The sequence below is a fragment of the Oscillatoria sp. CS-180 genome (genome assembly GCF_028330965.1).
In the GTDB taxonomy this organism is placed as follows: domain Bacteria; phylum Cyanobacteriota; class Cyanobacteriia; order Phormidesmidales; family Phormidesmidaceae; genus Halomicronema.
Genome location: NZ_JAQMUB010000048.1, coordinates 32,724 through 50,288, shown reverse-complemented (window position 1 = coordinate 50,288; position 17,565 = coordinate 32,724). Strand labels below are relative to the sequence as shown.

At 53.2% G+C, this 17,565-nt stretch carries 15 protein-coding genes and 1 pseudogene; 4 read left to right on the top strand and 12 right to left on the bottom strand.

Annotation, left to right across the window (positions count from 1 at the left end):
* Positions 1-465: 465 nt before the first annotated feature.
* Both PN498_RS28505 and thiO read right to left on the bottom strand, forming a co-directional pair.
* Positions 466-1,311 (bottom strand): thiazole synthase, encoded by an 846-nt coding sequence (locus tag PN498_RS28505; RefSeq protein WP_334312250.1) that lies wholly within the window; start codon positions 1,309-1,311, stop codon positions 466-468.
* Positions 1,312-1,413: 102 nt separating this feature from the next.
* Positions 1,414-2,436 (bottom strand): annotated as a pseudogene (gene thiO / locus PN498_RS28500) (glycine oxidase ThiO); the annotation flags it as partial.
* 419 nt (positions 2,437-2,855) lie between these two features.
* On the opposite strand from thiO, the gene PN498_RS12280 reads away from it, so the two are divergent.
* Entirely contained in the window at positions 2,856-3,491 is a 636-nt protein-coding gene (locus tag PN498_RS12280; protein WP_272063082.1) for a dioxygenase family protein, read from the top strand.
* 27 nt (positions 3,492-3,518) lie between these two features.
* On the opposite strand, the gene PN498_RS12275 is transcribed toward PN498_RS12280, so the two are convergent.
* The 3 genes from PN498_RS12275 to pheT form a co-directional block, all read right to left on the bottom strand.
* Positions 3,519-3,878, bottom strand: coding sequence for a hypothetical protein (locus PN498_RS12275; protein ID WP_272063081.1), 360 nt, complete (start codon positions 3,876-3,878; stop codon positions 3,519-3,521).
* 75 nt (positions 3,879-3,953) lie between these two features.
* Entirely contained in the window at positions 3,954-4,295 is a 342-nt protein-coding gene (locus tag PN498_RS12270) for a 2Fe-2S iron-sulfur cluster-binding protein (protein WP_272063080.1), read from the bottom strand.
* Between the two features lie 39 nt (positions 4,296-4,334).
* Positions 4,335-6,782: a phenylalanine--tRNA ligase subunit beta gene (pheT, locus tag PN498_RS12265; protein ID WP_272063079.1), complete on the bottom strand. Its 2,448-nt coding sequence runs from the start codon at positions 6,780-6,782 to the stop codon at positions 4,335-4,337.
* Positions 6,783-7,601: 819 nt separating this feature from the next.
* On the opposite strand from pheT, the gene PN498_RS12260 reads away from it, so the two are divergent.
* On the top strand, positions 7,602-9,227 hold the full coding sequence (locus PN498_RS12260; RefSeq protein ID WP_272063077.1) for a serine/threonine-protein kinase: 1,626 nt from the start codon (positions 7,602-7,604) through the stop codon (positions 9,225-9,227).
* Positions 9,228-9,264: 37 nt separating this feature from the next.
* Here the strand turns inward: PN498_RS12260 and PN498_RS12255 are convergent, their stop codons facing one another.
* The 3 genes from PN498_RS12255 to PN498_RS12245 all read right to left on the bottom strand — a co-directional run bounded on the left by PN498_RS12255 (position 9,265) and on the right by PN498_RS12245 (position 11,426).
* A complete protein-coding gene (locus tag PN498_RS12255; protein ID WP_272063075.1) occupies positions 9,265-10,275 on the bottom strand; it encodes a WD40 repeat domain-containing protein in 1,011 nt (336 codons plus the stop codon).
* A gap of 293 nt (positions 10,276-10,568) precedes the next feature.
* On the bottom strand, positions 10,569-10,811 hold the full coding sequence (locus tag PN498_RS12250) for a helix-turn-helix domain-containing protein (RefSeq protein ID WP_334312249.1): 243 nt from the start codon (positions 10,809-10,811) through the stop codon (positions 10,569-10,571).
* 129 nt (positions 10,812-10,940) lie between these two features.
* On the bottom strand, positions 10,941-11,426 hold the full coding sequence (locus PN498_RS12245; protein ID WP_272063074.1) for a 2TM domain-containing protein: 486 nt from the start codon (positions 11,424-11,426) through the stop codon (positions 10,941-10,943).
* Positions 11,427-11,619: 193 nt separating this feature from the next.
* On the opposite strand from PN498_RS12245, the gene PN498_RS12240 reads away from it, so the two are divergent.
* Positions 11,620-13,029: an amidase gene (locus PN498_RS12240; protein ID WP_272063072.1), complete on the top strand. Its 1,410-nt coding sequence runs from the start codon at positions 11,620-11,622 to the stop codon at positions 13,027-13,029.
* 18 nt (positions 13,030-13,047) lie between these two features.
* On the opposite strand, the gene PN498_RS12235 is transcribed toward PN498_RS12240, so the two are convergent.
* A complete protein-coding gene (locus PN498_RS12235) occupies positions 13,048-13,524 on the bottom strand; it encodes a Uma2 family endonuclease (protein ID WP_272063070.1) in 477 nt (158 codons plus the stop codon).
* Positions 13,525-13,559: 35 nt separating this feature from the next.
* Between PN498_RS12235 and PN498_RS12230 the strand changes: the two genes are divergently transcribed.
* Positions 13,560-14,186: a type I restriction endonuclease gene (locus PN498_RS12230; RefSeq protein ID WP_272063069.1), complete on the top strand. Its 627-nt coding sequence runs from the start codon at positions 13,560-13,562 to the stop codon at positions 14,184-14,186.
* Positions 14,187-14,231: 45 nt separating this feature from the next.
* Here PN498_RS12230 and tadA read toward each other — a convergent pair whose 3' ends face one another.
* From tadA to PN498_RS12215, 3 genes are all read right to left on the bottom strand, one after another.
* Positions 14,232-14,729, bottom strand: a complete 498-nt coding sequence (tadA, locus tag PN498_RS12225) for a tRNA adenosine(34) deaminase TadA (protein WP_272063085.1) — start codon at positions 14,727-14,729, stop codon at positions 14,232-14,234.
* Between the two features lie 64 nt (positions 14,730-14,793).
* Positions 14,794-16,281, bottom strand: coding sequence for a DEAD/DEAH box helicase (locus PN498_RS12220; RefSeq protein ID WP_272063067.1), 1,488 nt, complete (start codon positions 16,279-16,281; stop codon positions 14,794-14,796).
* Entirely contained in the window at positions 16,253-17,161 is a 909-nt protein-coding gene (locus tag PN498_RS12215) for a tetratricopeptide repeat protein (protein ID WP_272063066.1), read from the bottom strand. The genes PN498_RS12220 and PN498_RS12215 overlap by 29 nt, the downstream gene beginning before the upstream one ends.
* Between the last annotated feature and the right edge of the window lie 404 nt (positions 17,162-17,565).

The window sequence follows — 17,565 nt, the reverse complement described above, 5'->3', positions numbered from 1 at the left end:
GTTTCCGTCCCCTTGCGGGGTAGTGGGAGGTTGAACCCTACACTCAGACAGCAACTGTTTTGGGTGGAGCGTTTCCGTCCCCTTGCGGGGTAGTGGGAGGTTGAACCGGCTAATGGCTGGGTTCGCATCAGTGCTGAGTCTGTTTCCGTCCCCTTGCGGGGTAGTGGGAGGTTGAACCCCCCTCGATCTAGAACCCTTGCATAGCAAGGCTTTGAACACCCCAAATCTGAGGGGGTCAATTTCGAGGCAGAATAGTTGAGAATTGCTGTCAATAACCCCTCCTCAGAAAGGGCTGAAACCCTTGCACGGAAAGCAATCTGAGGGGGTTGACGACGTTATGCGGTTTTCAAGGATCGGCAGACCCCCTCAGATTTGGAAGCCTTTGCTTAAGAATAGCCGCTTGACTGAGATTGTCAATTCCAAAGGCATCATTTCGCAATATTTTGCGGTTTTATCCCCTTGACGCTATTCAGTAATGCGGCCAGCTAGGGGGGAGCTGGCGCTGGCGTGGGATTGGATGGGGATGCGGCCTGAGCGGTAGGCGAGTCGTCCGGCGGTGGTGGCTAGGCCCATCGCGTGCCCCATGAGGACTGGATTTTGGGCTTTCGCGATCGCCGTATTGATTAACAGAGCGTCGGCTCCCATCTCCATGGCGGCGGCGGCTTCGCTGGGGGTGCCGATGCCCGCATCCACAACGACCGGAATTGTGGCATTTTCGATGATGATGCGGATATTGGCGGCATTGCGGATGCCCTGACCTGAGCCAATGGGAGACCCCAGGGGCATTACTGTCGCACAGCCGACCGCCTCTAACCGCTGCGCCAAAATCGGATCGGCATTGACGTAAGGCAACACGGCAAACCCTTCTTTCACCAGCTGTTCAGCCGCTTGCAGGGTGCCAATGGGGTCCGGCAGCAGATACTTCGCGTCGGGAATCACTTCGAGCTTGACGAAATGATTGTCTTCCTGACCCAGCAGCTTGGCCATTTCTCGGCCCAGTCGCGCCACCCGAATGGCCTCTTCAGCAGTTTTGCAGCCCGCTGTGTTGGGCAACATCCAAATGCGGGACCAGTCCAGCGCTTCTGCCAGTCCTTCGTGACCGGGGGCATTGGTTTGCACGCGACGGACGGCCACCGTCACAATTTCGCTGCCGCTGGCCGCGATCGCCTGCCGCATGGTCTCAAAATTCGCATACTTCCCAGTCCCCGTCATCAACCGAGAGCGAAACTCACGTCCCGCAATCACCAGGGGCGCATCTTCAGGGGTCGGGGTGATCTCTAAGGCCGAGGGAGACGGATCGAGAACTTGCATGGGCTGTTGAGGTAAAGGAACAGGCAAAGACGGCGACGCAGGCCGTTCAAACCGCTGCCATGAAAAAGACTCTAGCAAGGAAGACGATTTTTTGTCTAAGACCCAGTCGGCAACCATTTCAGCGGTAATGGGCATCAGCAAAATGCCATTGCGATGGTGGCCAGTCGCCAAGGTGAGATTGTCGCAGGCGCTAGGCCCCAAAATCGGTGCCTGATCAGGGGTTAGAGGCCGGAATCCCCACCAGGTTTCTTGTACGGGAAAGGTTTCGAGCCGGGGGAATAGCGTGGCGGCCTCGTGAAACAGGTGCGCCAGGCCCGCTACGGTGATGCCGGGCGTGAACCCCACGGCTTCGCAAGTGGCTCCCAAAACAATGCGACCACTGCGCCGGGGCACGATGTAAATGTTGTCCCCAAACAGGACTCGCTGTAGGGGCAGCGGATCGGGATGATGAGGGGGGACTTGAATGGCGGCCATTTGTCCCTTCAGGGGGGAGACCGGAATGGGCAGCAGCGCGTTGGACCAAGCTCCCGTCGCCAGAATGTAATGCCCTGCTTGCAGATCACCTACCGAGGTCTGCACCTGCTGCACCCGACCGTTTTGCTGCACCAAACCGTGCACGGTGACGCCTTCCTGAATCTCAACCCCGGCATCCAGGGCGGCAGCCCGCACCGCCTGCGAGAGCGCTTGAGGATCAACCTGACCCTCTTCGGGATACCACCAAGCCCCCGCGATCGCCTCACTCAGGCCAGGCTGATAGTGCCGTGCTATCTCGGGTTCTAGCCAGCGACCGTGCGCTGAAGCGCGATCGTGCCCCTCAGCAGGTCGGGTGAATTGCGGCGCGAGAATACCGCTAGGCCAATAGCCAATGTCTTGTCCCGTCAAACTTTCGAGCTTTCTAACCCAATCAGGATAGCGATACAGGCTGTGTTGGCACAGCTCCAATAGCGGACCCGGAGGCAAATGTTCGGCTCCTGGAGCCAGCATCCCCGCCGCTGCATGACTCGCCGCCTCCGCAAAATCGCGACTCATCACCGTCACGGAAACCGATCGCTGCCGTAACTTAAGGGCGATCGCTAAGCCAATAACGCCGCCGCCTACAATCAGGACATCTGAAGCCCCTGCCATGTCATTCTTCTATCCCACAATGCTGAAGTGCATTTCTCGATCGTAGTCGAACATGAGCACTTGCAGGTCTCAAGATTCCATAACTTTCTCGCTCGTAGGGTGAGCTGCATCGTCAGGCACTGTCTACCCTACCGTACTCCAGTAGGGTGGGCAGTGCTACCCCTTGGGCTTTGAGGTGGGCACTGCCCACCCTACGCCTTTTTGGAATACCGATTTTACGCAGGAAGGTAATCGTGCATCCAAACCAAAATAGTGAGCCATGTCGGTTGGGCATCGCCTACCCTACTGTGTCATTGAGTTCAGTACCTTCAGAGTAGAGCGATCGCTCCTGTAGGGCTGGCACTGCTACCCCCACCCCTAGGCTTTGAATTGTTCATCATGGTTAATGACCCAATAGCGTTATCGTCAGGACAAATAAGATGTCACACCTGAGAGTCCACCAACCCAGTCGTCGCGCCATGTTGCGAACGGGTTCGCTGATGCTGACCTCTTTTGCGTTAGCAACCTGTAGTCGTAACGTTCGGTCGGCATTGCGAGCGGTAAACCCATCGCTCCGGGGCCAAAATTTGTCACCAACCCCGGCCTGTGGCGACGAACCAACGCCATCACAAACCGCCGGGCCGTTTTACCTGCTGCATTCTCCACAGCGCACCTCACTAATAGAGCCGGGCTTGGCAGGGACGCCAATCATTCTGAGCGGACAGGTCCTGTCAACTCGCTGTGAACCGATCGCCGATGTGCTATTAGACTTTTGGCACACTGACCCTCAAGGTGAATACGACACCAGCGGCTATACCTTTCGCGGACGCCAGTTCACCGATGCCAAGGGCTACTATCGCCTAGAGACCATTCTCCCCGGCCTCTATCCAGGACGGACTCGCCATATTCATGTGCGGGTGCAGGCCCCCAATCAACCAGCGTTCACAACGCAGCTTTATTTTCCAGAAGAGCCGCTGAATCAAGACGATTTTCTCTTTCAACCCGAGCTATTAGTCGCCCTTGAAGCCAACGGCGATCGCCCACAAGCACTGTTCAACTTTGTCGTGACCGGATGATTGTCGAGGTTTGTAGATGTTCCGGGCCTACCACAGCGCAGGAATCGCCTCGCGATCGCGGGGAGGCACTGGCTGCACGGGCTCGATGGTTGGCTCAGGCTCAGGCTCAACAGCGGGCACCTCGTCATCAAAAACTTCCGGTGCGTCGTCTGGAACCTGGGCCGTTGGCGGAGCACCGATAACCTCTCCATCGGCTGAAACTTGACGGGTGACGTTCTGACCTGCGTCTTGGATACTGGCAATGTCGTCATTGTTCAGCGAGTCAGAGACAGCCCTATCCCTTGAATCATCTGTCGCTCGTTGCAGCGTTTCCTGACTGTTGCCAATGCCGTAAATCGTTGCTATGGCAACCAGTCCCAAAATAGCGGCCAATAAATACCGACTCATTTGTGAAGTCTCCTCACAGACACGCACCCATTTCCAGCAGAACTACCCTCATCATAGTTCTGATTTACTTAATGATCACGCTTTTTCAGGTGTCCAAACGGTTTCAGCGCCCTGACCCCAAAATTCATCGTACTTGGTAACGCGAATGTCCCCTAAAACCCGAGTTTGACAAGCGAGACGTAAGTCCCGATCAGGATTATGGGGCGGCAGGGCACGACGGGAGCGATCGCGCCAGTTCGCCTCTGAAACAGGACCTTCAATTTGGACAGCGCACGTGCCGCAGGTGCCAATTCCCCGGCAGTTGATGATCTTAGCCTGACCATTATGAAGATCAACGCCGTGCTTCAAAAGCTCCGTACGCAGGTTAGCGCCTGTTTCGCACTCAAAGGTTTTTCCCTGGGCCGTGATCGTAGGCATGTTCCCTCTCGCTTATTCCCTGCTATTCCTACCGAGCCACTAGCTTCTGAGAGCCACCTTGAACTGCTTCTCTAGGGTGGCTCTCACCTTTTGGTGAACGGGTTCAATGTCGTCGTCCGTCAGGGTTCGATCCAGAGCGCGATAGACCAGGCGAAAGGCCAAGCTGCGCTGTCCCTCGGGAACGGATTCTCCCCGATATTCATCAAACAAGGTGACGGAGTTCAGCAATTTGCCGCCCGCTTTGGTCATGGCTTTCTCCAGATCGGCCACCGTGACGCTGACCGGGGCATAGAACGCAATGTCGCGATCGCTAGCCGGGAACATCGAATAGGGGCTGAACTTCACCGCTTTATGCTTAGCCGTCGCCAGACAGGTCACAAGAACAGACCAGTTCAGCTGAAAGACATAGACTTCGTCGGGCAGATCCTGCTCCTGGCGCAGTTGGGGATGCAGCTGTCCGAAGGTGCCCAGCCGCGTTCGTCCCCGCACCCAGAGAGACGCCGTGCGGCCTGGATGCAGGCGCGAATCATCATGGTCAGCGCGATAGTCAACGCTGAGGCCCAGCCGCTGAAAAACGGATTCCAGCACACCCTTGGCTTCAAACCAAGTGAGGGGTTCGGGGCGATCGCTCGTCACCCACTTGCCTTGTCGCGCATCACCGCCCAAAATTCCCCCAACGACTTCCGTTTCTTGAGTTGCATCTCCCTCTATCCAGAAGATACGGCCAATCTCGAACCCGTTTAGAGGCCCGTTGCCTTGCTCCAGATTGAATTTGAACGCTTCTATCAAGCCGTTAATGAGATCGGTGCGAAGCGCAGAATATTCCGTGAACAGCGGATTGGCTAAGACGACCTGATTCTCTGTTTCGGGTTTGGTCAGCGAATAGTGAATAAGCTCCGTTAATCCCGCTCCTCGTAAGGACTGGCGGAGTCTTTGCGCTAAGTCTGCTTCTAGGGACAGCGCACCACCAATGGCCGCTTGGGGCAGGGTATTGGCAAAGTAGTTGTAGCCGTAGATGCGGGCAATTTCCTCGATTAAGTCAATCTCGCGCTCCAAGTCCCGATAGCGGAATGCCGGAATCGTCACCTGCCACACCGTGTTGTCAGCGTCCTTCTCAACGGAGCACCCCAACGTTTCCAGCACGTCCTGAATTTTCTCGGTTGGAATCGGTGCTGGGGTCTCTGTTCCCAAGTTGACCACGTGTCCTAAAACGGCGTGAACTCGCTTCAGGCGCAGGGACAGAGTGCGGGTGGGCGTGATTTCTCCGACGGGGGTCCGGTCTGTGACTTGTGAGACAATCCGTGCGCTGGCCAGGGTTTGCATGAGATGCAGGGCGCGATCGCACGCCAAATTCAGTTCTGCCGGATTGACACCGCGCTCGTAACGGGCTGAGGCTTCCGTCCGCAATCCCTGACTGCGAGCCGATCTACGGATCACGGCTGAGTCAAAATAAGCGGCTTCCAGAGTGACTGCCGTCGTATCATCAAAAACTTCAGTCTCCTCACCACCCATGACGCCCGCCAACGCCACAGGCTGATCGTTAGCGGTGATCACCAACGTTTCCGGCTTGAGCGATCGCTCCTGGCTATCCAAAGTGGTCAGACGTTCGTCGGATTGACCAAAACGGACGCTCAAAGCATAGTCGCTGCTGCCCGCCACATGAGCTAGGCGATCGCGATCAAAAGCGTGCAGGGGCTGCCCCCATTCCAGCAGCACGTAGTTGGTGATATCGACAATGTTGTTGATGGAGCGAGTTCCCGCCGACTGCAAGCGCTGTTGCAGCCATGCTGGGGACGGACCAATTTTGACGGCCTCTAAAACGGTCGCAATATAGATTGGACAGGCTTTGGGGTCCGATAGGGAGACCGTGACGGCTGCTGAGGAGGTCTGAGGTTCTGGGCTGGGAGCGATCGGCATTTTCAGCTCGGCTCCCGTGATGGCGGCCACTTCCCGCGCTAGTCCGACCATGCTCAGGGCGTCGGCTCGGTTTGCCGTTGAGGTGACGTCTAGCACCACGTCGTCCAAACCCAACAGGGGCCGAACGTCGCTGCCCAAGGCTAAATCTGCTTCTTCAAAGATATGAATGCCTTCAGACTCTTTCGCCAAACCCAACTCGGCCAAGGAGCAAATCATGCCGGCTGAGAGCACACCCCTGACTTCTCGGGGTTTGATTTTAAGATCAGGCGTGGGCAAATAGGTGCCAACTTTAGCGACTGGAACGTAGGCATCCGCCCGGACATTGGCCGCACCGCAGACAATCGTTGAAGGCTCATCTGCGCCAATATTGACCGTACAGAGGCTGAGTTTGTCTGAATTAGGATGAGGCTGTCGGTCCGTCACGTAGCCAATAACGACACCCTCGGCCCAAGTTCTCCTATCCTCAATATCTTCGACCTCAAAACCAGCCATCGTCAGAGCATCAGCTAGCTCCTCTGGCGATAAGGTGATGGAAACTAGGTCTTTTAGCCAGTTCAGAGAAATCCGCATCGTTTCTTTTGCGTGTCGTTAACAGTTGTCAAACCTTAGTCCTGAGGCGATCGTCTCCTCAGACTTCACCTCAATGATAGGTATTCTTTAAGGACTCTTCATACTCAGGCCCCCAAGTCCCAGCAATCACGCTGAGATAGAGGCTGTTTCCACAGTTCTTGCCTCACCTAATTTACACCTTTCGTCAACCTATCGATGCTGGCAATAAGCCCCAACGGTCACGTCCTGGCTCCTGGACTCCCAACGACTAGTACCGCTACGCGGAATTCAAAGTTTAAAGTTCAAAATACTCTGCGAGAAGAGCAAAGCTCTACAAAACTAAGGCAGATAAGCTTTCCCAGGGTTTTGAATGGTGAGCCTATTGCTGCCACAGCGTTGTGGACAAAGCGGCTTACATCAATAGAAATCCAGCGAACTGTGTGTTTTTTGAAACTAAAGCCCCGTAAAACAACGGAACTCAGAGTATTGTTGAAGACCCCAGGAACTTCATCGAACAAATTTTTCAACTTCTCAAAAAATACATGTTCATACTGTCAATCTCACAGTTGTGAAAATCTTGCAGTTTCTGGTATTCAAACTTCACCGGAAACTTAGGAAGGGCATAGACCCCCTCTAGGAACATGGGAATAATTGAGTTAATGTAACGACACTTACGTTAGTTTTCATGATGAGGCTATTTACACCGCGTATAGATAGTTGTGTAGATAGCATGGAGTTGAGGGTGAATCGTATACAGTTGAGTATTATTCGTTTGAGTATTATTTGTTCAACGAAGACTCCTGGTTATGTTAGACGGGCAAACATTGCACCTCGGGTCGCATGAGTAGTTATTGCACCAATCTGGACTGCCCAAAGCCCAAAAACCCCCCCCGCGTTACCCATTGTCAGGCCTGCGGCTCTTTGTTGCGTCTGCGCGATCGCTACCGTGCTTTGCGGGCGCTGGGTCGGGGTGGATTTGGTGCGACTTTTTTGGCCCGCGACGAGTCTCTTCCAGGTCATCCGCTGTGTGTCATTAAACAACTGCGTCCCTCTGCCGATGCCCAGCACATCTTAGATATGGCTCGGGATCTGTTTCAACGAGAAGCGAAGATTCTCGGCAAAATTGGCAATCATCCTCAGCTGCCTCGACTGCTGGATTACTTTGAAACCAATCAAGAATTCTTTCTGGTTCAAGAGTTTATCAACGGTAAGACACTACAACAGGAAGTCAGGCAAGGCGGTCCCTTCAGCGAAGCGGGCGTGCGCCAGTTTTTAAGTGAAGCCCTGCCGCTGATTCAATACGTTCACGAAAGCAAAGTCATCCACCGCGACATCAAACCCGCAAACCTAATCCGTCGAGATGAAGATAAAAAGCTAGTCTTGATTGATTTTGGAGCGGTTAAAGACAAGGTCAATCCCTCTTCTGAAACGTTGGACCAGACGACGCTTACGGCCTACGCAATTGGGACTCCGGGCTATGCGCCTCCTGAACAGATGGCAATGCGTCCTGTCTATGCTAGTGACCTATATGCCATTGGGGTGACCTGCATTTATCTGCTGACCGCAAAGTCACCTAAAGACTTGAACTATGACCCTACGACTGGGGAAATGATGTGGCGCGGATTAGTCCATGTGAGTGATCACTTCGCTCAAGTGCTGCAAAAGATGCTGGAAATTTCGGTTCGTCATCGCTACCAGTCTGTCGAGGCCATCCTGCGAGATCTTGACCTAGAACCGTATATGGACAGTCTGGCCCAGAACATGGCCTTCCCTAATTCTGGCAATGGACGAAACGACCCCACTGCTGACGGCAATCCAGCTTACCGAAATCTGCGAGAGAAGCGATCGCCGGTACAGAAGGAGTCTCCATCGTCTCGTATGGCTGCTGCTATCCGAGCGCGACGAGAACGGGCTAGTTCACGCAGTTCGTCTAATTCTAGAAATCTCAATACGGTTAATGGGTATGGCATGAACAGCGTCATTCGGTCTAGGGGCGATCGCACGACGGGCAACACCCGTTCTGGAGGCACAGGAAAGCTGAGTGCCGACGCGCTCAAAGATTCCTACGGCAAGGGCAGACGCGACTTTTCCATGTTGACGCTCACCTCAGTGGATCTACAAAGGGTGTCTTTGAGCGATGGTAACTTTTCTGATGCCAAGCTCCAGAAAGCTAATTTTCAAAATTCGGACCTGAGCAATGTCAACTTTGGTCGTGCTGACCTAACGAAAGCCTCTCTACGAGGCGCTAACTTAGGCCGAGCCTATTTCAGTAGTGCTAATCTCCAGAATGCCGACCTCAGAGGCGCAGACTTGAGCTACGCTACCCTCCTAAAAGCCAACCTTAAGGGAGCTAATCTCTGCGGTGCTGATTTGACGGGTGCTCGCATCACCGACGATCAGTTAGCCGTTGCTCGAACCAACTGGTCCACCGTATATCCCAATGGCAAACGTGGACTCATGCGTTGATTCCCATCTCCATGTCTGTGCTGCTGTCTTTCCCACGTCACGTCCGTGTCCAGATCCTGACCTCGCCGTTCCAGCCACCACTCACGATAGTGCGACTGTCTTGGGCAAAGACCGCTGACCAGACCCAGCCTTCATGACCTTCCAAAAGGCCCACTAAGCGACCACTGTCGATGTGCCAAATGCGGACCGTCTTGTCATTGCTAGCGGTGACTAGCAGCTCACCATCGGGGCTGAACGTGACGCAATTGATGGGGGCAGAATGGGCCTTGAACGCCGTGATTTGACGACCGCTATTCAGTTTCCAAAATCGGACAGTGCGGTCTGCTCCTGCGGTTGCCACTAGCCAATTGTTAGGGCTGATTGCCACAGAGTGAACCTCTGCTGTATGACCCACTAGATTGTGGTTCGTCCCCCGACCCGTCAATCGATGAATCCTAACTTGATGATCCTGTCCGCCACTGACCAACGTTGAACCGTCTGGGCTAATCGCGATCGAGCGGACCCAGTGCTCGTGCCCTATCAGTGTTTTGAGCGGATTTGACTGTCCGATTTGCCAAACCCGTACCGTCTTGTCTTGACTGCCGCTAAAAAGATAGCGACCGTCTGGGCTAAAGGCGATCGCTCGAATCCAATTGGTGTGCCCTTTCAGAACATCCACCAGCGATCGAGTTTCTACATCCCACAGTCGAATAACGTCATCGTTGCAGGCCGTGGCTAACAGCTTGCTATCAGGACTAAAGGCAACACAGCGAACCCAGGCGGTGTGTCCTTCCAGCAGAGTCACCAATTCCCCTTGGGGATAGCGCCATAGAGCGACTTTAGTATCGCCGCTACCGCTGGCAACATATCGGTTATCAGAACTAACGGCTATGGTTCGGACCCAGCTCCGATGCACGTCCAGCGTTTTTGTGCAGCGCCATCCTCCCAAGGCCAATAAGTTGAGCGATGACGACGATAGGGATTGTTGCCTCAGAGAACCGGTCTCTGAAGAGACAGTATGAGTTTCAGGAGAGGTGGGCGCTAGCTTTGTTGAATGAGGCAGCATCATGGCGGATGAGTTCACTTAAATACAGAGAGCTGTAGCCATCTAGGCCTGTGCACCCAATAGCATCCGAGTGCTTAGCGCCTGGCCAGATGGTTCACCGTCTGGTCCTAACGGAACTGCGACGGCTACATCAACGTTTCGAATAAGCAAAAGTCATCAACAAGCCGAGTCTGGGAAACCCACAAAATACAGTTTCACCAATTAACGGGGATACGAATCTACTTTCATGGGAAAACTACACAATCCCAGAAGACGATTCCGTAATTTTTGCCAAGCTAAATTAAAACTGAGCCTGTCTACGCTTCGTTCAGAATAGGAACCAGATAGAGCGCAATGAAGGCTTTGGCTGCATTTGGATCGAGCTGGTTAAGCGATCGCACAATCTCTACAATGGTTTCTCCGGTGGGGTCTGTGCGTTCGTGTACCCAACGATAAACGACAGTGCGTTCCATCCCCATCGTGACGGCTAGTTTATTTTGACTAATGGAGTACGTCTCCAAAGTTTCCTTCAGAGCGCGTCCAGCTCGTCCCATTCTCATCAATTGCCTCTACGTGGATCTATTACAGTCAGTCAAGTCTCTGTATATGTATTACAGATTAACTCTTTATAGAGGTTATTGGTGGTTAGCATAGATAAAAGACAATAGAAACGGCTAAGCCTTAGGCAATTAAGTTCCTATCAGCCAATCCATAAAGCGACTAAACGAGCGCTTGATTTGTTCTCGTCGCCGCCATTTTTCAAAGCTACGGCGATGCTGTTGAGTGTTGGGGTAATACGTTTGCCAAGCATGTAGGCTGAGTGCTGTTCCCCAGAAGAGAAGACAGTAGAGTGCCCAAGAGAGACTACCGTCTGCCAGCCAGTTCAATCCCAGCAGCATGAGATTGACAATCACAAACCGAATGAGGTGGCTTTGAAATCGCTGTCGTTGAAATTGGTTAAAGGCTTCTAAGTCGTCACTTTCGACCCGCTGAAGCTGCCACTGCTGCTCTGCTTCAGTCAGCGTGCCCGCCGATATTCCAAGCTCTTCTGCAATTTCAAATAGCTGGGTACGGGTCAGTTCACCTTCTTCGGTATGGCGGGCGATCGCAATTTGGAGAATGGCCTGAGCGTCTTCGGCCTGGTAAATAGCTTGCTCGTCTTGGGTTGGGGACATTGTCATCAGGTCAGTCGTGCCGATGAATAGTGGCGAACTTACGTACACCTTCAGTTATAAATAATTTTGATAGAAATGGGGGAAAGACAACATCGATTCTTTAACTCTTGAGTCATAGCGTTCCAGGATGCCTAGCTCCCGTGTTACCGTTTGGCGGTCGATTGTTGTTCCTATCTACATCTGAACTTCATTCATGAACAGGATAGATCTCGCGTTCGCACCAGCACTAGAACAGGCTCGCTTAATCCGAAACAAAACCGTTTCTCCCCTAGAGCTGACTCAACTCTATCTAGAACGCATTGATCGCCTGAATCCTATTCTGGGCAGCTATTTCACAGTGATGACCGAAGCTGCGATCGCAGATGCTCAAGCCAAAACTGAACTGCTGGCTACTACGACAGAAACGCTGCCGCCTTTTTTCGGGGTACCACTTTCAGTGAAAGACTTAAATCCGATTGCCGGAGTCCCCTGTTCTTACGGTATTGCCGCTGCCCGTAACCGCATTGCGGAAAGAGATGATGGCCTGATTTGCCGCCTGCGAGAGGCTGGATTCGTCATTTTGGGTAAGACAGCGACCTCTCAGCTCGGCTCCTTTCCCTACACGGAACCCCCAGGCTTTCTCCCGACCCGCAATCCTTGGAACCTAGCCCATACGCCGGGGGGGTCCAGCGGTGGGGGCGCATCGGCATTGGCAGCAGGATTATGCGCGATCGCTCAGGGGTCTGACGGTGGTGGTTCTGTTCGTGGCCCAGCCTTTTGCTGTGGTCTGGTCGGCCTCAAGCCTTCCCGTGGGCGAGTCAGTTTTGCTCCAGTGGGTGAACGGCTTGAGGGTCTGGCCACTAACGGCCCTATTGGCAGGACAGTAGCCGACACAGCAGCCTTTTTAGACGTTATGGCCGGTTATGTCACTGGGGATCCCTATTGGCTGCCGCCGCCTGAAACCTCTTTTTGGGACGTCACCCAAACGGATCCGCCATCGCTCAAAGTGGGCGTAGTGACCGCAGTGAATCCGATTGGTGAAGCAGATGCTGATTGCAAGCAGGCAGTGCTCGACACAGCTCAGCGTTTAGAAGCGCTGGGTCATGCGGTTGAGTCACTTCCGCCTCCCGACCTGACAGAGCTGATTGAACCCTTCACCATCGCCTGGCAGTGTGTCCTAGCAGAGGCAAATGTGCCCTTCTTCGTTCTAGAGAAGATGAATCGTTGGCTCTGGTGGCGAGCTTGGCGTATCCGTAGCGGTCAGTACCTACGGGCTATCAGCAAGCTTCAGGTTGTCTCTCGCAGAATCGTGGAGACCTTTCAGGACTATGACATTATTTTGCTGCCAGTCTATCTGAATCCGGCCATTCGGGTCGGCGAGTGGCAATCCCTTCGGTGCGGACAGATTTTGGAAAACATCATCAATTGGATTGCGCCCTGTCCTCCCTTTAACGCCAGCGGTCAGCCGGCGATCGCCATTCCTACAGGCTTTACTTCAGCCGGTCTGCCCCTTGGCGTCCAACTGGTCGGGCAGCCTGCCGCCGATGATACCGTATTGGCGCTGGCCGCTCAGCTAGAGCGAGCCAATCCCTGGCAACATCACCGCCCCAAGCTGGCTCTATGACTGTGTTCTGGACTTTCGCTACTGGCTAGCCCATGCTCTCAAGGCCCGTCGCAGAGCCAACCGGCCTTGATGGCGGTGTTGCTCAATGAGGGCTGGCAATGCTCGAATATCCAACCCACAGTTATCAGGCTCAATCCCAGCTTGTACGGCGTGCCGTCGCCAGGTCGTGGAGCCATAGCTTTCGTAGCTGCGTTCTAGCGACTCAGCAATATCCTTGACGGCATCCTCAATGGTTTCTTTGAAATACTCGTGTTCTGGTGATGGAGCCATGATTTCCAGAATGCCATTGTCGTATGCAATGCGTGTACCGCGATGCGGTCCGAGTTCATCTAGAACAGACTCAAACTCCGCCCAGTCCACATCATGGAGCAGCAAGCGCTGACCGATAGGCACTTCTAATTGGCGAAGCTGTAGCGTGACCATTGCTGTTGTCGCCGACGAAAGGATGCCTTTATCATAAGGGACTCGCCAATTAGCCAGCGGCGATTGGTTCATTGCGACGGCCAACCTCCTCCTATTTGTCAGCTGCCATGCAAGTTCAGCAAATTTCGTCTCAAATTAACCTGCGTGCTCTTCAGCAAGACTTTGGACTTGTGAAAACAACCCACGCCAGTTTCTTTACTGAATGGCAAACGGAACTTCCCGCTTTGACAGAACCCTCAAAGCTAGCACTCGCCCATATCCGACAGAATTTCACGTATCAGTTGGAGTGGGGGCAGCTCTCCGAGAACCTCGTCAAAATGGTAGTGCTGTCACCACTGCTTGATTTGGCAGACTTTTATCAAAGTGAATTTCGAGTGCAGGATGAAGCGAGCGTTGATCTCACGGTTGAAGATCAAGATGTGGTCTATCGTGGCAAGATTGATGTCCTAGTTTGTAGTGGTCAACTCTGGATCTTGGTCCTGGAATCGAAGCATGCTCGGTTCTCGCTGATTAATGCCATTCCTCAATGCCTTACTTACATGCTGGCTAACCCTAACGGGCAATCTCCCGTATATGGATTAGTAACGAATGGTAGTAACTTTCGCTTTCTTAAGCTACAACGCACTCATTCGCCAGAATATGCTCTATCGGATGAACTCCTATTTGATCGAGGGGATGATTTTGAACAAGTGCTCCAGATTCTCAAGAAGCTAAAAACCTCTGTCACAGGCTAGTCAGAGTGGCAGAGCACTTTGATCTGTCTGTTTCGTAGAGGCAAGCTATAGCCTTTCACCGTTGGTGTTCCGGCGTCGCTGAGTAAACCACTGCTGAAGTTGTTCTCGGCAGCGCGACTCTAAGACGCCACTTAGCACGGCTAAACGGTGATTCGATGCGGGGCTGTCAGGAATATTCAGCACTGATCGAATGGCTCCTGTCTTTAGGTCATCCGCTCCGTAGACCAGCAAACTAACGCGGCTAAGGGCGATCGCACCGGCACACATGGGACAAGGCTCCAGCGTCACATACAGCGTACAGCCCGTAAGATTCCAGTTGCCCCTTATCTGCCCTGCCTGCCGCAGAGCTAACACCTCAGCGTGAGCCGTCGGATCATGCCCCCGCTGCCGATAGTTTGCCGCCTCTGCCACCAGGGTGTTCTCGTCATCTACTACAATCGCCGCCACAGGCACCTCTCCCGCCTGCCCTGCCTCATCCGCCAATGCTAGCGCTCGTTCCATCCAGGCGCAGTGTCGCTCGTAGGTTGGGTCAACGTAGTGCATGAGCCGATTGGTAGCCAAGGTATTGCCCTGAGAAGTGGTAAACGTCATTCACTTATCCGTTCATCTACTCTTTCTGCTCGTCTACCCAATCCCCTTCCTGCTCAGCTGCTTTGGGTAATGGGTCCGATGCCTTAGGATAGGGCTTCCGAGAGGGTAATAGCTCCAGCTGTCCTATTTTGCGTTGGGGCGGCTGACTGCGGCGGCGGCGGGAAATACCTTCCTCGGTAGTTTCTTCCGCAATCACTTCGTAAAGAACAGCCTGCTTTTGCCCAGAACCTTTACGAAGAATGCGACCTAATCGCTGAATGTATTCCCGGGTGGAGCCTGTACCCGACAGCATGATGGCAATTCGCGCATCGGGCACATCGACCCCTTCGTTGAGCACTTGGGAGACAACCAAGGTCGGATAGTCGCCGCTGCGAAATTTCTCCAAAATTGACTGACGTTCCTTGACGGGGGTCTGGTGGGTGATTGCGGGAATGAGGAAATCTTGAGAGATGCGGTAGACGGTAGCGTTATCTGCTGTGAAAATCAGGCAGCGCTCAGGATAGTGTTCCGCCAAAAGGTTGCCTAATACGCGGAGTTTGCCTTCGGTCCCCAAGGCGATCGCTCGTGATTCTCGATGAGCCAGCATTGCCCGTCTGCCTGCCTGAGACTTAGCGCTGGCTTGAACAAACCGCTGCCATCCCTCCAGACTACCCAGCCAAATGTTTGCATTCTGCAAGAATTCGTTTCGCTGCTGAATCAAAGCCTCATAGCGCTTTTGCTCCTCGTCATCAAGAGCAACCTTAATTTGAACAATCTCGTAGGGCGCAAGGGTGCTTCCGGCTAAGTCTTGGGGCTGCTTCTCATACACAATGGGACCCAGCAGCTGATCCAGATCTGCGTGGCGACCATCAGCACGATCCGGCGTTGCTGTGAGTCCCAGTCGGTAGGGCGCAATGGAATACTCGGCGATGACGCGGTTGAAATCACTCGGCAGATGATGGCATTCGTCGCAGATGAGCAGCCCATACTGGTTGCCCAGGGTCTCCGCGTGAATGGCTGCACTATCATAGGTCGCGACCAGAATAGGAGAGCGATCGCGCGATCCTCCCCCTAACAGCCCAATCTCGATATCTGGAAACGTTTTTAGTAGCTGGTCATACCACTGATGCATGAGATCCAGCGTTGGCACGGTGATCAAGGTGCTGCGTGGTGTTGCCTGCATGGCTAAATGAGCGAGGTACGTCTTTCCTGCAGCGGTCGGCAATACCACAACACCGCGCCAGCGATTAGTTACCCAAGCGTCCAGAGCGGCCTGCTGATGGGGATAGGGTTTGTAAGGGGTTGTTAGTTTGAGGGGAATCGGCTCAAATTGAGTCACTTTGTCCGCAAAGTTGACTTGCTCTGCTCGCAGCGCTTCCACCAGAGGACGATACTGGTGTGCCGGAATGCGGAATCGCTCAATGCGATCGTCCCACGTGGCAAAATCAATCCACGCTCTACCTTTAGGAGGCGGATGCAGAATTAAGGTGCCACGGTCAAACGTTAAATGCGGAGTTCGGGCCATCGACCAGCAAAGAATACTGCCGATATTCTAAAGAGTCTTTGGCACTCTCTTTGCGTTCAATACCGTTTTGTAGCAAAGACTGCATGGCTTTACTTTTAAGTACAGCGCTGAAGCTGGGGTCATTTCGCATCATTACCCGATAAAGGCTTGGGTTAACAGCCATCGCGTTCCGCAACCACCGCGCCGCCTGCTCTGATTTTCCCTGTAGGGCATACGTCGCTGCTTTGCCATACCAGGCATTGGCATTGGGCACCCGATATCGCAAAGATTGCTCAAAACTCAGAAGCGCGTCGCTGAAGCGGTAGAGTTTGTTGAGCATGAGGCCACGATAGGTCCAAGCATAGTGACAATCTGATTGGATGGAAACCGCAGTATCCAGACAGCTCAAGGCATCGTGATAGCGACGCATGGCGGCCAGCGCGATCGCTCTGTCATACCAAGCGCGATAGTTATTCGGCTCTAACTGAATGAGCTGGTCAAAACTATCAGCTGCTTCCTGATACTGATTGAGTCGTAACAGAGCATTACCTCGGTTCGCCCAAATGGAGGGATTGTTATCATCCAGCGTGATGGCCTGATTAAAGCTGTCTAGAGCCGATTTAAAGTTGTATTGCTTAGCCTGCACAATCCCTTGCCCATGCCACGCCGAACACTCTTCCGGCGAAAGCTGAATGGCTTTTCGGAAGCTATTCAAGGCCGAATCATAGCGTTTCAGAATGCATAGGGCATAACCGTGATTAATCCAAGTAGACGTGTCCAGAGGATCAGCATCAAGCACGCGATCGTACTTCTCAACAGCCGCTTGATAGTGTTGGATATCATCGGATGTGCTGGCTTGGGTGTGCCAAATTTGAGAGACCTGAGTACGGAAAACAGTCACGGGAATAAATAGGGATAACACTAGATTTAGTCGGGATTAGGATCAACCTCCCTTGGCTGTTGTCATAAATCCTCGCAATCATAGGTTCTGACCCATTTCTTGCAACAGAATAGACGCCAATGAGGAGTGACTAAGCTGTATTCGAGTATCGATCACAATTTAGCCTCAAACCCTAAGCTGCGAGTCGGTTTCGAGAAAGTCTTCTTGATTTGTTTATGCAAGTTTTAGCCTCATACACAAAACCAAAAAAAAACGGGGCTTCTTAGCTCTGACACGAGATCAAATCTCAACAATAGAGGACCACTGAGTGAGTCCTTCAAATCCCCAAACACCGGGAACTTTCAGAACTTTAGTCTTTCCCAAATCTCATGCATAAAAAGCTAAAACTAGACCCAGATGGCATG

What these genes read in the sequence shown, in the direction of transcription:
- PN498_RS28505 (WP_334312250.1), bottom strand. Translation starts at nt 1,311, where the DNA reads ATGCAAGTTCTCGATCCGTCTCCCTCGGCCTTAGAGATCACCCCGACC.
- PN498_RS12280 (WP_272063082.1), top strand. Translation starts at nt 2,856, where the DNA reads ATGTCACACCTGAGAGTCCACCAACCCAGTCGTCGCGCCATGTTGCGA.
- PN498_RS12275 (WP_272063081.1), bottom strand. Translation starts at nt 3,878, where the DNA reads ATGAGTCGGTATTTATTGGCCGCTATTTTGGGACTGGTTGCCATAGCA.
- PN498_RS12270 (WP_272063080.1), bottom strand. Translation starts at nt 4,295, where the DNA reads ATGCCTACGATCACGGCCCAGGGAAAAACCTTTGAGTGCGAAACAGGC.
- pheT (WP_272063079.1), bottom strand. Translation starts at nt 6,782, where the DNA reads ATGCGGATTTCTCTGAACTGGCTAAAAGACCTAGTTTCCATCACCTTA.
- PN498_RS12260 (WP_272063077.1), top strand. Translation starts at nt 7,602, where the DNA reads ATGAGTAGTTATTGCACCAATCTGGACTGCCCAAAGCCCAAAAACCCC.
- PN498_RS12255 (WP_272063075.1), bottom strand. Translation starts at nt 10,275, where the DNA reads ATGATGCTGCCTCATTCAACAAAGCTAGCGCCCACCTCTCCTGAAACT.
- PN498_RS12250 (WP_334312249.1), bottom strand. Translation starts at nt 10,811, where the DNA reads ATGAGAATGGGACGAGCTGGACGCGCTCTGAAGGAAACTTTGGAGACG.
- PN498_RS12245 (WP_272063074.1), bottom strand. Translation starts at nt 11,426, where the DNA reads ATGTCCCCAACCCAAGACGAGCAAGCTATTTACCAGGCCGAAGACGCT.
- PN498_RS12240 (WP_272063072.1), top strand. Translation starts at nt 11,620, where the DNA reads ATGAACAGGATAGATCTCGCGTTCGCACCAGCACTAGAACAGGCTCGC.
- PN498_RS12235 (WP_272063070.1), bottom strand. Translation starts at nt 13,524, where the DNA reads ATGAACCAATCGCCGCTGGCTAATTGGCGAGTCCCTTATGATAAAGGC.
- PN498_RS12230 (WP_272063069.1), top strand. Translation starts at nt 13,560, where the DNA reads ATGCAAGTTCAGCAAATTTCGTCTCAAATTAACCTGCGTGCTCTTCAG.
- tadA (WP_272063085.1), bottom strand. Translation starts at nt 14,729, where the DNA reads ATGCACTACGTTGACCCAACCTACGAGCGACACTGCGCCTGGATGGAA.
- PN498_RS12220 (WP_272063067.1), bottom strand. Translation starts at nt 16,281, where the DNA reads ATGGCCCGAACTCCGCATTTAACGTTTGACCGTGGCACCTTAATTCTG.